14 protein-coding genes are annotated in these 14,323 nt (G+C 60.7%); 3 read left to right on the top strand and 11 right to left on the bottom strand.

Annotated elements, in window-relative coordinates:
- Window positions 1–186: 186 nt before the first annotated feature.
- The 5 genes from J2Z75_RS24000 to speB form a co-directional block, all read right to left on the bottom strand.
- Window positions 187–1,275 (bottom strand): ABC transporter substrate-binding protein, encoded by a 1,089-nt coding sequence (locus J2Z75_RS24000; protein ID WP_209855461.1) that lies wholly within the window; start codon window positions 1,273–1,275, stop codon window positions 187–189.
- Between the two features lie 92 nt (window positions 1,276–1,367).
- A complete protein-coding gene (locus J2Z75_RS24005) occupies window positions 1,368–2,015 on the bottom strand; it encodes an amino acid ABC transporter permease (RefSeq protein ID WP_209855463.1) in 648 nt (215 codons plus the stop codon).
- Window positions 2,012–2,680, bottom strand: coding sequence for an amino acid ABC transporter permease (locus tag J2Z75_RS24010; RefSeq protein WP_209855465.1), 669 nt, complete (start codon window positions 2,678–2,680; stop codon window positions 2,012–2,014). Before J2Z75_RS24010 ends, J2Z75_RS24005 begins: the two co-directional genes overlap by 4 nt.
- Before the next feature lie 4 nt (window positions 2,681–2,684).
- Complete coding sequence (locus tag J2Z75_RS24015) at window positions 2,685–3,491, bottom strand: transporter substrate-binding domain-containing protein (RefSeq protein WP_209855467.1); 807 nt, start codon at window positions 3,489–3,491, stop codon at window positions 2,685–2,687.
- 219 nt (window positions 3,492–3,710) lie between these two features.
- Entirely contained in the window at window positions 3,711–4,772 is a 1,062-nt protein-coding gene (speB, locus tag J2Z75_RS24020; RefSeq protein WP_209855469.1) for an agmatinase, read from the bottom strand.
- A 254-nt stretch (window positions 4,773–5,026) separates the two neighbouring features.
- On the opposite strand from speB, the gene J2Z75_RS24025 reads away from it, so the two are divergent.
- Window positions 5,027–6,073: a LysR substrate-binding domain-containing protein gene (locus J2Z75_RS24025; protein WP_209855471.1), complete on the top strand. Its 1,047-nt coding sequence runs from the start codon at window positions 5,027–5,029 to the stop codon at window positions 6,071–6,073.
- A 16-nt stretch (window positions 6,074–6,089) separates the two neighbouring features.
- Complete coding sequence (locus J2Z75_RS24030; RefSeq protein WP_209855473.1) at window positions 6,090–7,268, top strand: aminotransferase; 1,179 nt, start codon at window positions 6,090–6,092, stop codon at window positions 7,266–7,268.
- A 125-nt stretch (window positions 7,269–7,393) separates the two neighbouring features.
- On the opposite strand, the gene J2Z75_RS24035 is transcribed toward J2Z75_RS24030, so the two are convergent.
- The 6 genes from J2Z75_RS24035 to J2Z75_RS24060 all read right to left on the bottom strand — a co-directional run bounded on the left by J2Z75_RS24035 (window position 7,394) and on the right by J2Z75_RS24060 (window position 13,578).
- Window positions 7,394–8,827, bottom strand: coding sequence for an aldehyde dehydrogenase family protein (locus J2Z75_RS24035; RefSeq protein WP_209855475.1), 1,434 nt, complete (start codon window positions 8,825–8,827; stop codon window positions 7,394–7,396).
- A gap of 17 nt (window positions 8,828–8,844) precedes the next feature.
- Window positions 8,845–9,579: an MBL fold metallo-hydrolase gene (locus tag J2Z75_RS24040; protein WP_209855477.1), complete on the bottom strand. Its 735-nt coding sequence runs from the start codon at window positions 9,577–9,579 to the stop codon at window positions 8,845–8,847.
- A 2-nt stretch (window positions 9,580–9,581) separates the two neighbouring features.
- Entirely contained in the window at window positions 9,582–10,682 is a 1,101-nt protein-coding gene (locus J2Z75_RS29735; protein ID WP_209855479.1) for an ABC transporter ATP-binding protein, read from the bottom strand.
- Window positions 10,679–11,467 carry an ABC transporter permease gene (locus J2Z75_RS24050; RefSeq protein WP_209855480.1) on the bottom strand — a complete coding sequence of 263 codons (789 nt, stop codon included), beginning with the start codon at window positions 11,465–11,467 and terminating at the stop codon, window positions 10,679–10,681. The genes J2Z75_RS29735 and J2Z75_RS24050 overlap by 4 nt, the downstream gene beginning before the upstream one ends.
- 1 nt (window position 11,468) lies before the next feature.
- Window positions 11,469–12,332, bottom strand: coding sequence for an ABC transporter permease (locus J2Z75_RS24055; RefSeq protein WP_209855482.1), 864 nt, complete (start codon window positions 12,330–12,332; stop codon window positions 11,469–11,471).
- A gap of 151 nt (window positions 12,333–12,483) precedes the next feature.
- A complete protein-coding gene (locus tag J2Z75_RS24060; RefSeq protein WP_209855484.1) occupies window positions 12,484–13,578 on the bottom strand; it encodes an ABC transporter substrate-binding protein in 1,095 nt (364 codons plus the stop codon).
- A 116-nt stretch (window positions 13,579–13,694) separates the two neighbouring features.
- On the opposite strand from J2Z75_RS24060, the gene J2Z75_RS24065 reads away from it, so the two are divergent.
- Entirely contained in the window at window positions 13,695–14,321 is a 627-nt protein-coding gene (locus J2Z75_RS24065; RefSeq protein ID WP_209855485.1) for a TetR/AcrR family transcriptional regulator, read from the top strand.
- Window positions 14,322–14,323: the final 2 nt, after the last annotated feature.

A 14,323-nucleotide genomic window follows, 5' to 3' on the forward strand; every position in this document is an offset into this window, starting at 1 on the left:
TCGCATCATGCGGAAATCTATCTTCAGTTACCGCGCAGGACACAAGACGGTCGTGGCGGTCTTTACCTCCCCCTTGAGGGGGGAGGTCGCAGCGTAGCTGCGGGTGGGTGATCCATTGTTTGGGACAAAAGGTCACCCCACCCCGGCACTGCGTACCGACCCTCCCCCTCAAGGGGAGGGTAAATATCAACCGACGATCAGCTCGGTCCACTTCTGGTTCAGCCAATCCGACTTCGTCTGGTAGAGATCGTAGCGTGGAATGATCGGGTCGATATCGGACGAAACCGCGGCGAATTCCGCATCCGTCAGGTCGGTCAGCTCGCGCTTGACGGTCGGCGAGGTGCCGACCTTGCGCGACAGGATCGCCTGGATCGACGGCTGGCTCATATAGTCGATGAACACATGGGCTTCCTCGACCTTGGTCGAGGCGCGCGACAGGGCCCAGCAACCCGAATCCTGGATGCCGCCTTCCTTAGGGAAAGTCGAGCGGACGGGGTTGCCGTCGGCAGCGGCAAGGCCGGTGACGTCGTGGTAATATTGGCCCATCGGGATTTCGCCCGACTTCAGCGCCTGTTCGAACTGCGCCTCGTCACGATACCAGAGACGGACGTTCGGCTTGACTTCGGCCAGCTTGTCGAACGCTTTCTGGATGCCCTCTTCCGTATCCAGTGCATTGGTGCCGCCGAGATAGGTCTTCGCCGTCACTTCCAGAAGGAATGAGTTGGAGACCAGCGCCAGCAAGCCAAGCTTGTCGGTATTTGCCGGATCCCACAGCGCTTCCCAGGAGGTCGGCGCTTCCTTGAAGACGTCCGTATTGGTCACCAGCGTGATGTACCAGGAAACGGCACCGATACCGGCAACACGACCGTCGGGGTACTTGTTGACGAAACGGTCGATGAGGTTGGACGCGTTCGGGATCTTCGCGACATCGAGCGGTGCCCAGAGATCGGTCGCCTGGCCCTTCAGCATCGACACCTGCGACATCATCGAGACGTCGGCCGGCGCCTGGCCTGCCTTGGCGGCCTGGTCGAGCTGAACAAGCCACGCTTCGCCGGTCGGCTCGGCAACCGCTTCGATCGCGATACCCGTCGCTTTGGTGAAGTCCGGGAAGATGTTCTTGTCGAACGAATCCTTGAAGTAGCCGCCATAGACGCCGACCTTCAGCGACTTGTCCTGCGCGCGCAGGATCGACGGCATGGCCAGCATCGATACACCGGCAAGGCCAGCGCCCAGCACGGCGCGGCGGCCGACACCCTTGTTCAGAAGTTCAGTCATCGTCGTTCTCCTTTTTCTACGCCGGAGGCTTTTGCAACTCCCGGTCTGTTCTCAATTTTTCTCCCGGACTGCAAGCCCGGATTGTATTTTGATCAGTGTTTCAGAGCGCGAAGCTCCAGCATTTTGGCGTATCGCGTCAGCGGAAAACACAGCGCGAAATAGATAAGGGCAACAAAGCCATAGACCTTGAACGGCTCGAAGGTGGCATTGTTGATGGCATTAGAAGTCCTGACCAGTTCCTCGAAGCCGATGATCGACGTGAGCGCCGTACTCTTGATCAATTGCACCAGAAAACCGACTGTCGGCGCCCGCGTCATCGCAAAGGCCTGCGGCAGGATGATCAGCCGCAATTGCTTGAGATAATGCAGCCCGAGACTGCTACCCGCATCCCATTGTCCTAATGGCACCGCCTGCACGCCACCGCGCCAGATTTCCGCCAGAAACGCGCTCGCGCACAGCGTAAGCCCCAGCACGGCAGCCGTCCAGGGTTCGATGCGCAGGCCCAGCAAAGGCAGGCCGAAGAACAACAGGAACAGCTGCATCAGCAGCGGCGTTCCCTGGAACAGGCCGATGTAATATTCGGCAAACCGCCGAACCCAGCGGCGCTTGGAAATACGCATGAACAGGATGAGCAGGCCGACAATGGTGCCGCCGGCAAAGGCGACAGCCGAGAGCAGGATGGTCCACCGCGCAGCCATCAGCAGGTTTCGGACAATATCCCAGAGGGTGAATTCGATCATGACACGCCTCCGGACAGCAGGCGGTTGCCGCCGGCAACCAGCAGCCGGCGCAGGCCGATGCTCATGGCAAGATAGACCAGCGTCACGATGAAATAGGTCTCGAAGGCGCGGAAGGTGCGCGCCTGCAGCATGTCGGCCTCATAGGTCAGTTCGCGCACGGCGATCTGCGAAACGACGGCCGATTCCAGCATCATGATGACGATCTGGCTGGTGAGCGCCGGATAGATAACCTTCAGCGCCTGCGGCAGCACGATCTTGATGAAGACCTGTCGCGGCCGCAAGCCGAGAGCGAGTGCTGCCTCCTTCTGGCCCTTCGGTACAGCATCAAGGCCGGCGCCGACGATCTCGGTGGTATAGGCGGTCATGTTCAAGGTCATTGCCAGAATGGCGGCAACGACCGGATCGAGACGGATGCCGAGGCTGGGCAGGCCGAAATAGATGAAGAACAGCTGCACCAGAAACGGCGTATTGCGGACGAACTCGACATAGGCGGCGATCGCCTGCCGGATCACGGCATGGCGGCTGCGCCGTCCGGCGGCACCGAGAATGCTGAGTACGGTGCCGGCAACAGCCGACACCGCGATCAGGAACATCGTCATGGCTGCGCCGTTTGCGATCAGGAGGATCGCATCGTCCAGCCAGCCGAAGTCGAGCGCATAGCCCAAAGGATCAATCCTTCAGGTTTTCAGGGTTGAGCGGAACCTTCAGCCAGGCTTCCGAACTGGCGTTCAGCTTGCCATCGGCCAGCATCTTGGCAACGGCGTCGTTGATCGCCGTCTTCAGCCGGTCTTCGCCCTTGTTGAGCGCCAGATGCGACGGCGAGGTCATCAGCTGGAACTTCTGCTCCGGCTTCAAGGCTTCCTGACGGGCCAGAACCTGGGCACCGACGTCGTTGCCGACGACCATCAGTTCGGTCTGGCCGGAGATGAAGGCCTGAATCACCGAATTGTAGTTGTCGAAACGCTTGATGTCGGCATCCTTGGGGGCAGCTTCCGTCAGCGATGTGTCTTCGAGCGTACCACGGTTGACGGCAATGCTCTTGCCGGCGAGGTCTTCCTTGCCCTTGACCTCGAGAGCGGCCGGACCGATCACGGCGATGTAGTACGGTGCATAGGCCGCGGCGAAATCGATGACTTCGGCACGCTCCTTGCTGTAGCCGACGCTGACCAGCATATCGACGCGCTTTTCGGTGAGATAGGGAATGCGGTTCTGGCCGGTGATCGGCACCGGAACCAGCTTCACCTTCAGCGCATCGGCGATGTATTGCGCGACGTCGATATCGTAGCCCTTCAGGCTCATGTCGGCGCTGGCCGAGGAGAAGGGCGGGAAATCGGCGAACACGCCGACGTTCAGAACGCCTGCCTTGGTGATGTCGTCGATGGCATCGGCGTTGGCAGCGGATGCGAAGCCGAGAACGGCGCCGCTGAGCATCAGTGCGGCGGTGAAGGCCGTTTTCAGGTTTGAGAGCTTGGTCATTTTATTCCCCTTATGAGTTTTGTTTGTAGGCAGGCACGGCATGGGGTGTGGCGATAGCCCCTCACCCTAACCCTCTCCCCGCAAGCAGGGAGAGGGAACGATCGAATTCGACGCAACATCCTCGAAACATCGAGAAGCGCGAGATGTGTCTACTTGTCCCTTCTCCCCGCTTGCAGGGAGAAGGTGGCCGACAGGCCGGATGAGGGGCTGCGTGCCCCCTCAATCCCGCGTGCCGTTGACGAACGGGCTGAACACCATGAGGCTGAGGATTTCGAACAGGACCTGCGAGCCGACATGGGCGGTGTTGGTCGTGGAATCGTATTGCGGTGCGACTTCGACGACATCGCCGCCGACGAGGTTCAGCCCCTTGAGGCCACGGATCAGCTCCAGCACTTCGCGAGTCGTCAGGCCACCGATCTCAGGCGTGCCGGTGCCCGGTGCAAAGCTCGGATCGACACTGTCGATGTCGAAGGACAGATAGGTCGGGCCGTCGCCGACAATCTTCTTGGCCTTCTCGATGATCGCCGGCATGCCCATGCCGGTGACTTCCTCGGCATGGATGACGGTCATGCCGGACTCGTAGGAAAACTCCCACAGATATTCCGAGGAGCCGCGAATGCCGATCTGGATCGTGCGGGTCGGATCGAGCACGCCGTCGAGTACGGCGTTGCGGAACGGACCGCCATGATGGAACTTGGTCAGGTCATAGGCGCCGCCGGTATCGCAGTGGGCGTCGATATGGATCATGCCGACCGGGCGGTTCTTGCCGACAGCCTTCAGGATCGGATGGCTGATCGAGTGATCGCCGCCGACGGACAAGGGAACAACGCCGGCATCGACGATCTGGTTGATGCGCTTTTCGATATCGTCATGGCTCAGTTCCAATCGGTAGCGGCTCTGGAACGGCACGTCGCCGATATCGGCCACCCGCAGATCATGCACCGGCGCGCAGCCGAGGACATGGTTGTAGGGGCCGATGCGTTCGATCGTGCGCATGGCGCGCGGCCCGAAGCGCGAGCCCGGACGGTTGGTGACGCCGAGATCCATCGGCACGCCGACGATCGCCACCTGCAGATTGCCGAAATCCGGCTCGTTGGCATCGACAGGCATATAGGGAGCCATCAGGAACGTCGGGATGCCGGCATAAGGCGCAAGCCGCGTGCCGTTCTTGGAAAAGATCTTGTCGGCGACCTTGCGGAAGGTCGGGTCGAACATTTCGCCGCCATGGGCTTCGCCGTACTTCGCCTTCAGTTCGCTGAGCTTGCTGTCATCCCATGCCATGTCCGCTTGACCTCGTGTTGGGCCGGGAGGACGTGCGCTTCAGTCGGTTTCCGAGCGTAAAAATGACACTGTTCTGCCGCTAAACCTGAGTCCTCGCGCACGCTTGGCGAAGGCGATCTCAGTTGCATGTTCCCCAGGCTTTTGCCTTTGTTGCCGACATTAGGAAACAAATTGATTGGAAAATCAATTGACATTGTTATAGCGTTTGATGTGAGAAAAACTAACATCGTTTTCCGCGCTTCGGAGCCTCGTTCTTGTCCAGCCGCCTGCCCCCGCTGAACCCCTTGCGCGCCTTCGAGGCAACCGCCCGGCGTGGTTCCGTATCGGCTGCCGCGCGCGAACTCAACGTCACGCATGGCGCGATCAGCCATCAGATCCGAGCGCTGGAACTGTCCTTCAACGCTGCCCTCTTCGAGCGTGGCGGCAAGCGGCTGAAGCTGACGCCCCAGGGCGCACTGCTTCTCCCCGCAGTCACCCATGCCTTCGAAGGCATCGCCGCCGCCACCGCCGCGATGACCCGACCGACCACCAGCGGCGAATTGCGCATCGTCTGCGTGCCGGCCCTTATCTCCTTCTGGATGATCCCGCGCCTGCACCAGTTCACCGAGCAGTTTCCGGACGTACAACTGACTCTGATCGCCTCCAACGACGCGGCCAACCTGTTTTCCGGCGATGTCGATATCTGCCTGCTCTATGGCGACGGCAACTGGCCGGATTGCTGGGCGCGGTTGTGGAGCCGGCTGGAACTGTTTCCCGTCGTCAGCCCCACGCTTCTCAACATGCGGCCTTTGCGCTCGCTGCGCGACCTGCGCGATCACGTCATCCTGCATGGCGACGACGGCCGCGAGTGGAACACCTGGCTTGCCGCCGCCGACGGCATCGACATTCCGCGCGGTCGTCAGCATTTCATGAGCGACGCCCGGCTTTCGACGGAAGCAGCCCTGCACAACCAGGGCGTGGCGCTCGGCGACACCATCACCGCCGGCAGCCTGATCGCCAAGGGCGAACTGATCGCGCCCTTCGACCTGACGGTGCCGGCCAACGACGCCTTCTACGTCGCCTGCCGCAACGAGATCAGGGCAGCGCCGATCGTCAAGGTCTTCATCGACTGGCTGTTTTCAGCCCTTGAAAGCGACCCCATGCCGGAGCTACAGACCTCGGCGCGCACCATCATCCGCGCCCGTGTCCCCAAGATCAGCGCACCGGAACGCCTGCCCGCCAAGGATGGTTTCCAGCCCGTCTCCTCCCCCGCCCGCACCCGGCGTCCCGAAAGAATGCCGAAGCGCCGGGCAAAATCGTGAACCACAGGACAATTCGATGCCGCATTTCAATCCGCTGATCGCCAAGCTCTCGCCGCCGCCGGTGCCGTCCGTTCTTGCCTGGGCAAAGGCCTATGACGGCACGCGCGGGCCGCTGATCGATCTCAGCCAGGCCGTTCCCGGCTATCCCCCGCATCCGGGCATGCTGAAATGGCTGGGTAAAGCCGCCGCTTCACCCGCATTCACCGGCTATGGCGCGATCGAGGGCGAGCAGGTCTTGCGGACCGCCTATGCGACGCATGTCTCCAGTCTCTACAAAGCGCCGGTCGGAGTTAAAAACATCCACATCACCTCCGGCTGCAACCAGGCCTTCATCTGCACGGCAATGGCAATTGCCAAGGCGGGCGATACGATCCTGATGACCAACCCTTTCTATTTCAATCAGGAAACGACGCTAGCAATGCTCGGCATCGGTATCGATCTGGTGCCCTGTGACGCCAGCGACGGTTTTTTGCCCGATATCGACGCCATCGCGTCGGCGCTGAAGCCCGGTGTCCGCGCTCTGGCGCTCGTCACGCCCAACAACCCGACCGGATCGGTGTATCCACCCGCACTGCTTCGCCGGATCTACGATCTCTGCCGCGCCAACCGCACATGGCTGATCCTCGACGAAACCTACCGCGATTTTCTGGCGGAGGACAGCGGTGCGCCGCATGAACTCCTGTCGATCAAGGGCTGGCAGGATAGCCTCATCTGCCTATACAGCTTCTCCAAGTCCTTCTGCATCCCCGGCCATCGCCTTGGCGCCATCACGGCAGGGCCAAAGGTGGTGGAACAGGTCGCGAAAATCATGGACAACCTGCAGATTTGCGCTCCACGCTCGGCCCAGTCGGCGGTTGCCAAGGCATTGCCGGCACTGGACGACTGGCGGGCGGGCAACCGCGTCGAAATCGCCAGACGCGCCGAGGCATTGAAACAGGTGATGAGCAAGTTGAAGGGCTGGAAGCTTCAGGCGATCGGCGCCTATTTCGCCTATATCCGCCATCCCTATCCGGATATCCGCTCCGAATTCGTCGCGGAAAAACTGGCAAAACTCGCCGGCATCGTCTGCCTGCCCGGTGATTATTTCGGCGAGGGCCAGGAAGGCTATCTGCGCTTTGCCTTTGCCAATGCCGACGCGCCGACGATCCTTCGGCTGGAAGAACGGCTATCAAGCTTCAATCTGCCGGGGCTCTGATCAGCCCCTGCGGGCGATCAGGATGCCGGCAAGCACGATGCGGCCCTCCGGCTCAGCTGTAAAATTCCATCATCCGCAGACTTTCGGCCTGCGGATGATGGCTTTCTATCAGAGAACCCGTCGTTTCAAGCCGCATCCGGCCGGTGAACCGTCTTCACTTCAAGAAAATCCTCGAGTCCGAACATGCCGCCTTCGCGGCCGTTGCCGGATTGCTTGTAGCCGCCGAACGGGCTGCCGTAGCGATGCGGCCCGCCATTGATATGCACCATGCCTGCGCGAAGCCTTGAGGCGACACGTTCGGCCCGCTTGGGATCGCCGGTCTGGACATAGGCGGCAAGACCGTAATTGGTGTCATTGGCGATCTCGATTGCTTCCTCTTCCGTCTCGAACGGCATGATGGCCAGCACCGGTCCGAACACCTCTTCGCGGGCGATGCGCATGGTGTTGTTGACATCGGCAAAGATGGTCGGCTTGACGAAATAGCCGGTCTCGAAGCCTGCCGGCTTGCCCGCACCGCCAACAAGAACGCGCGCACCCTCGGCAATGCCAGCCTCGATCAGTGCCTGCACCCGGCCGAACTGGACGTCGCTGACCAGCGGCCCGATATGGCTGCCCTCTTCGGCCGGATTGCCGACCTTGGCCTCCTTACCCACCCGCGTGGCAATCTCGACGGCCTTGTCGTAGACCGATTTCTGCACCAGAAGACGCGTCGGCGCATCGCAGGACTGGCCGGAATTGTTGAAGCATTCCAGCACGCTGCCGGCGACGCGATCTTCAAGGTCTGCATCTTCGAAGACAATGTTCGGCGACTTGCCGCCCAGTTCCAGCGTCACGCGCTTGACCGTTTCGGCCGCATCCTTGCTGACGGCGATGCCGGCGCGGGTCGAGCCGGTAAACGACATCATGTCGACGTCCTTGTGCTTGGAAAGCGCGGCCCCGGCATTCAGGCCATCGCCGTTGACGAGGTTGAACGTTCCTGCCGGGAATCCGGCTTCATGCACCATTTCGGCATAGAGCATCGCATTCAGCGGCGTGAATTCACTCGGCTTCAGAATGCAGGTCGAACCCGTTGCCAGCGCCGGAACGACCTTCAGGGCAATCTGGTTGATCGGCCAGTTCCACGGCGTGATCAGGCCGCAGACGCCGATCGGCTCGCGCAGCATGACGTCGCCGTTTGGCAGGACTTCACGCATATGCAGGCGCTTCAAGGCATCGATGAACCCCTGAAGATGGCCGACGCCGACATCGGCCTGCTGTTCGCGGCTCATGGTCAGCGGTGCACCAAGCTCGAGCGTAATGGTCTGGGCCATCTCCTCATAGCGGCGCTTGTAAACCGCCAACAGCTTTTCCAGAAGCGCCAGACGCTCCTCGGTGCTGGTGCGGCTATAGGTGACGAAAGCCTTCTTGGCGGCGGCGACGGCGCGGTCGATATCGGCTGATGTGCCCATGGAAATCACCGCGACCGGCTTTTCGGTCGCCGGGTTGAGGACCTCGAGATCGTTGGCCACCAGCGGGGCGACCCATTCGCCGTTGATGTAGAATTTGCGTTTGTCGAGCATGCTTCTTGTCCTTCCCGTCAGATCGTCTTCTGTTTTTCGTTCAGCCAATCGATGATCAATTGGCGGTAGCGTTGCCCGCTGAAGCTCGGAAAATGGCCGCCATGCACGATGCGGGCGGGAATTTTCAACAGGCGCTCCATGGAAGCTAGATAGTCGTCGGCGTTGGAATGATAGGTATCCTCGATCAGCGGCCCGTCATAGAGGATATCGCCGGAGAACAGAATTTCGGTCGCCTTCTCGTAAAGCGCAATACCCCCCGGGGAGTGGCCAGGCGTATGGATGACCTCGAACACCCGGTCGCCGAGATCAATCACATCGCCATCTTCGAGGATGCGTGTCGCAGGCGCCTTTTTCACCGCATAGCATTTCGAGCAATAGGGCTCGGGCGGCAGCGCGTCGAAAATGTCGTCGGTGACATAGGGATCGGCCAGTGTGTTTTGCCGCGTTGGGTTGGCCAGCAGATCAGCCTCGGCGGAATGCACGGCACGGCATTCGAATTCGTGATGGCAGCCGATGTGATCGAAATGCGTGTGACTGGCGACGGCGATCAGGTCGCGTTCGGTCACCAGCGGAACGTATTCCCTCAGCGACACGACGCCCATGCCGCTATCGACCAGCATGTCCCGATCGCGGCCGCGCACATGCCAGATGTTGCAGCGATAGAATTCCTGGATGAACGGCTCGGAAATGGCGGTGACATCGTCATCGAGACGTTTCACCTGATACCATTTGTCCGCACCGATGCGTTGCATGTTCAACTCCTGCCGCTTTGCGCTGGCAAGGCTACGATGTCGGCGAGATTGACGGCAAGGGGGAGGATCTGGCCATCCGCCACATCAGCTGATTGCGGCATATGCGCCACGATGCTGAGATCGGGCGCAGACGACGGTTTCAGATGGCAGCGGTAGTGCGTGCCGAAAAAGGCGCTGCCGGTGATGGTTGCATCACCCAGCGACACGACCGGGCCTTCGGCCTCGCCTGCCCGGCGGAAATGTTCCGGGCGGATGCAGAGCGTAACTTTTTGACCGGGGCTGGGTGCTCCAACGGTGAAGCTCTTGAGGGGAAGAGCGATATCGCCGACCGACGTATCGACCAAGGCAGACGCATCAACCCGGTGCTTCACCGTGCCCGGAATGAAATTGACCTCGCCCATGAAGCCGGCCGAAAAGACCGAGCGTGGCCGCATGTAGATGTCGGCAGGCGGTCCGAAATCCTCGATCCGGCCCTGGTTCATCACCACGATCCGGTCGGCGATCGCCATGGCCTCTTCCTGATCGTGGGTCACGTGGACAAAGGTGGTGCCGACCCGCTTCTGGATCGCCTTCAATTCATCCTGCATCTGGCGGCGCAGTTTCAGATCAAGCGCACCGAGCGGTTCGTCGAGCAAGAGCACGTCGGGATCGACAGCAAGCGCCCGGGCAAGAGCAACACGCTGGCGCTGGCCGCCGGAAAGCTCGTGCGGCTTCTTGTCGGCGGACGTTTTCAAACCGACGAGATCGAGGAAGCCGAGCGCCTTTTCGTCCCGCTCGGCCTTTGCCATACCGCGCATGCGCAGACCGAAACCGACATTGTCGCGGAGCTTCATATGCGGAAACAGCGCGTAATCCTGAAACATCGTCGTCGTCGGGCGTTTTGCCGGCGGCACACTGGTCATGTCCTTGCCGCCGATCACAACGCGCCCTTTGGTCGGCGACTGAAAACCACCGAGGATGGAGAGCAGCGTGGTCTTGCCGCAGCCGGAGGGACCGAGCAGGACGATGAACTCGCCGGCCTCGATATCGAGCGAGACATCGTCGAGCGCGGTGAACGCGCCAAAAATCTTGGTGGCATTGTGAACCGAAACCGGAGCGGTCATGATTTTTTCGTCTTTCCGAACAGGGTCAGTTCCAGAACCGCCAGCACGGCGACGGAAACGAGGAAGACCAGCGAGCCGATGGCATTGGTTTTCGGGTTGAGGCCGGAGCGCAGCAGGCTCCAGATTTCGACCGGCAGCGTCACGTCGAAGCGCGACAGGAGAAACGCGATGATGAACTCGTCCCAGCTGAAGGTGACCGACAGGAAGAAGGCGGCGAGGATGGACGGCATCAGCATCGGCGCGGTGACCAGCGCCATCACCTTGAAATCATTGGCGCCGAGATCGCGGGCGGCGCGCTCGATATTGATGTGATGATCACCCATCGAGGAATAAATGATGGCAAAGCAGAGCGGCAGGTTGATCACCACATGACCGATGCCGACCGTCCAGAGCGACAGCTTGATACCGAAGGTGTTGAGCACCGTCAGCAACCCGAGCGCAATGATGAGATAGCTGACCGTCATCGGCGCAATCAGCAGCCCCCGCTGCAAAGCCGACCCCGGCAGCTTGTAGCGGGCCAGCGCATAGGCGGCCAGAAAGCCGAGCAGGCAGGCGATGAGCGAGGAGACGATCGCCACGACAAAGGAATTGGCGAGCGCCGCCATCAGCTTGCGATCGGCAAAGACGGCCTCGTACCATTGCAGCGAAAATCCGTTGAATGGCGGCACCGGCAGGCGACCGTCCTGAAAGGAAAACAGCACCAGCACCGCGACGGGCAGGAAGATGAAACCGTAGATCAGGCCGGCATAGGCGAAGGAAGCAACCTTGGTCAGTACATCGCGCATCTCATGCCCTCTCGATCTTCAGCCAGCGGGCGCAGAGCACGTAGGCAACGGTCACTGCCAGCATCAGGATAATCGACAGCGCCGCCGCCATCGGGAAGTCGGCGCGGCGGCCAAGCTGCAGCATGATGATCTGCGGCAGCACCAGCTCGTTGTTGCCGCCGAGAATCTGCGGCGTGACGTAGTCGCCGATGCAGAGCACGAAGGTCAGGAACGCCCCGGTCATGATGCCGGGCAGCGTCAAGGGCAGGATGACGTGCCAGAAGGTCTGCAAGGCATTGGCACCGAGATCGGCGGCAGCCCGGCGATAGTTCGGCGAGAGCTGGATGAGGTTGGCATAGATGGTCAAGGTCAAAAGCATGACGAAGAAATGCACGAAGCCGATGACGGTGGCGGTGCGGTTGCTGGCGATTTCCAGCGGCTCGCTGATCAGACCGAACGTCATCAGCGTCTGGTTGATGACGCCGTTTCGCGACAGCACCAGCAGCCAGGAATAGGAGCGCACCACATAGGACGTCCAGAACGGCAGCACGGCCATGATCAGCGCCAGGCGCTGGAAGCGCTTCGGCACCCGCTCGGCAATGATCCAGGCCAGCGGATAGGCAAGAAGCACCGACAGCACCGTGACGATCAGGGTGATCTCCAGCGAATTGGTCAGCCCCTTGAACAGCGAATCCTTCTCGAAGAAGGCGAAATAATTGTCGAGATTCCACACCCGGATGATCTGGCCGCTCTGCCGCGACCACAGGCTCATTGCCGCCATGAACAGGAACGGCACGATGAAGAAGGCGACCGTCCACAGCAGTGCCGGCGCGACAAAGCCCCAGGCTTTGCGGCGTTCGGTGTCTTCGAGGGTGATGGTGGACATGCTGACAGCTCCGGTTCTGGAATAGCCCCTCATCCGCCCTGTCGGGCACCTTCTCCCCGCGAACGGGGAGAAGGGAGATGCGGCAACCTCCGTCGTACCCTCTCCCCGCAAGCGGGGAGAGGGTTAGGGTGAGGGGCAATCTTTGCAGGTTTTACTGCTGCATCATGTCCGTCCAGGCGTCCTGCATCTTCTGGTCGAGTTCGGCGCTCGGAATCGGGTAGAGCTGGGTCTTCTTGAGGTATTCGGCCTGATCGTTCCAGCGCAGGGCCGCCTTCTGGGCATCGGTCAGGTGCTCGCCGGCCTTCATGTTGGCCGGCATCGCCCAGTAGCAGGAGGATGTGGCAAGCCGCGCCTGACCTTCGGGGCTGACGATGTACTGGACGAATTTCAGCGCCAGATCCTGCTTCTTCGATGCCTTCATGACGCCGATCGACTGCGCCCAGCGCACGGCGCCCTGATCAGGCACAGTCCAGTCGAGATTGGGCTTTTCGCCGGACAGTGCCGCCGTAATCCACTCGCCGCCGCCGACGAGAATATCGACCTCGCCGGTCGCAAGTGCCGTCTGCGAGGAGACGACGTCGCTCACCTGCTTGGAGACTTTCTTCATCTCCGACAGTTTCTCGGTGATCGCCGGCATGTCCGCGTCGGAGAGCTCGGCGGTCTTCTTGCCGAGGCCGAGCGCGACGAGGCCGATCATCGGCAAGTAATAGTCGTAGAGCGCGATGCGACCCTTGTATTTGTCCGACCAGATGATCGACAGATCCTTCATGTCGGCCGGATCGACCTTGGTCTTGTCGTAGGAAATCGTGTTGTAGCCGAACTTTTCGGTGACGGCATAGGTCTTGCCGTCCTTGGTGTTGTTGGCTTCCATCCGCACTTCGGGAAAGATATCGGCGGTCGGCAACGTGTCGGCGGGAATTTCGGCAAGGAGATCAAGGCCGACGGCACGCTGGACGTCGACCCCGTCGATGACGAGTACGTCCCAGTCGCCCGGCTGCGACTGTTCAAGGATCGACAGTGCCGCGCCGGTGCCCTCGTAGTCCTTGAGGTTGACCTTGACGTCATTGGCCTTCTCGAACGGCTCGACCAGCGCCGGATCGGTATGGTCGCACCAGACCAGCGCATTCAGCTCCTCGGTCGCAAAAGCAGGCGCCGGCACACTGACGGTGGAGACGGCAACGAGCGAGATCGCCGCCACGGAAGAGAAAAATCGACGCGCGAAAGCGCCATTCACGGAAGTGATCATCGCGTTGCCCTCTGGTTTACAGCGCTCATTGCGGCGCCTTCACAAAAAGATTGAATGAGTTCAGTTTTTAAGTCAATGTCAATTTTGAGGACATTCAAAAAAAGGAAAAAGGCGGGATGACGGGGCTTCGCGCAAAACAGAAAGCCGACAGGAATCGGCGCATCCTGCAAGCAGCTACGGACCTTTTCCGGGAGGTCGGCTATGACAGCGCCCGCATCGAGGACATCGCCGAACGGGCAGAAGTCTCCGTCGGAACCTTCTACAATTACTACCAGAACAAGGGCGACATCCTCGTCGCCGCTGTCTCGATGGAAGTCGAGGAAGTGCTGGCTGCCGGCAAGACCATCGTCGACAGCCCGCCCGACACCGTCGGCGAAGCGCTCAAGGCGCTGATCGGCCAATATTACGACCATTCCCTCGTCTATCTCAGCAAGGAAATGTGGCGCACGGCCATGGCGATCTCGATCCAGCAGCCGGAAAGCCCATTCAGCAAGCGTTATACCGAGCTGGACGGCCGCCTGTGCGACCAGGTCTCGACGCTGATCACCAAACTGCAACTGCGTGGTGCCGTCATGCCGGGAATAGACGCCGTTGCCGCCGGGCAGATGTTCTTCAACAACCTCAACATGATGTTCATTGAATTCGTTAAGAACGAGACGATGACACTCGATACGCTGAAGGAGATCGTCGCCCGGCAGAACCGACCGCTCGCAACCCTCATCAGCAGCCCTAAAATACAATAAAA

This window comes from Rhizobium herbae (assembly GCF_017873135.1).
Lineage (GTDB): Bacteria > Pseudomonadota > Alphaproteobacteria > Rhizobiales > Rhizobiaceae > Pararhizobium > Pararhizobium herbae.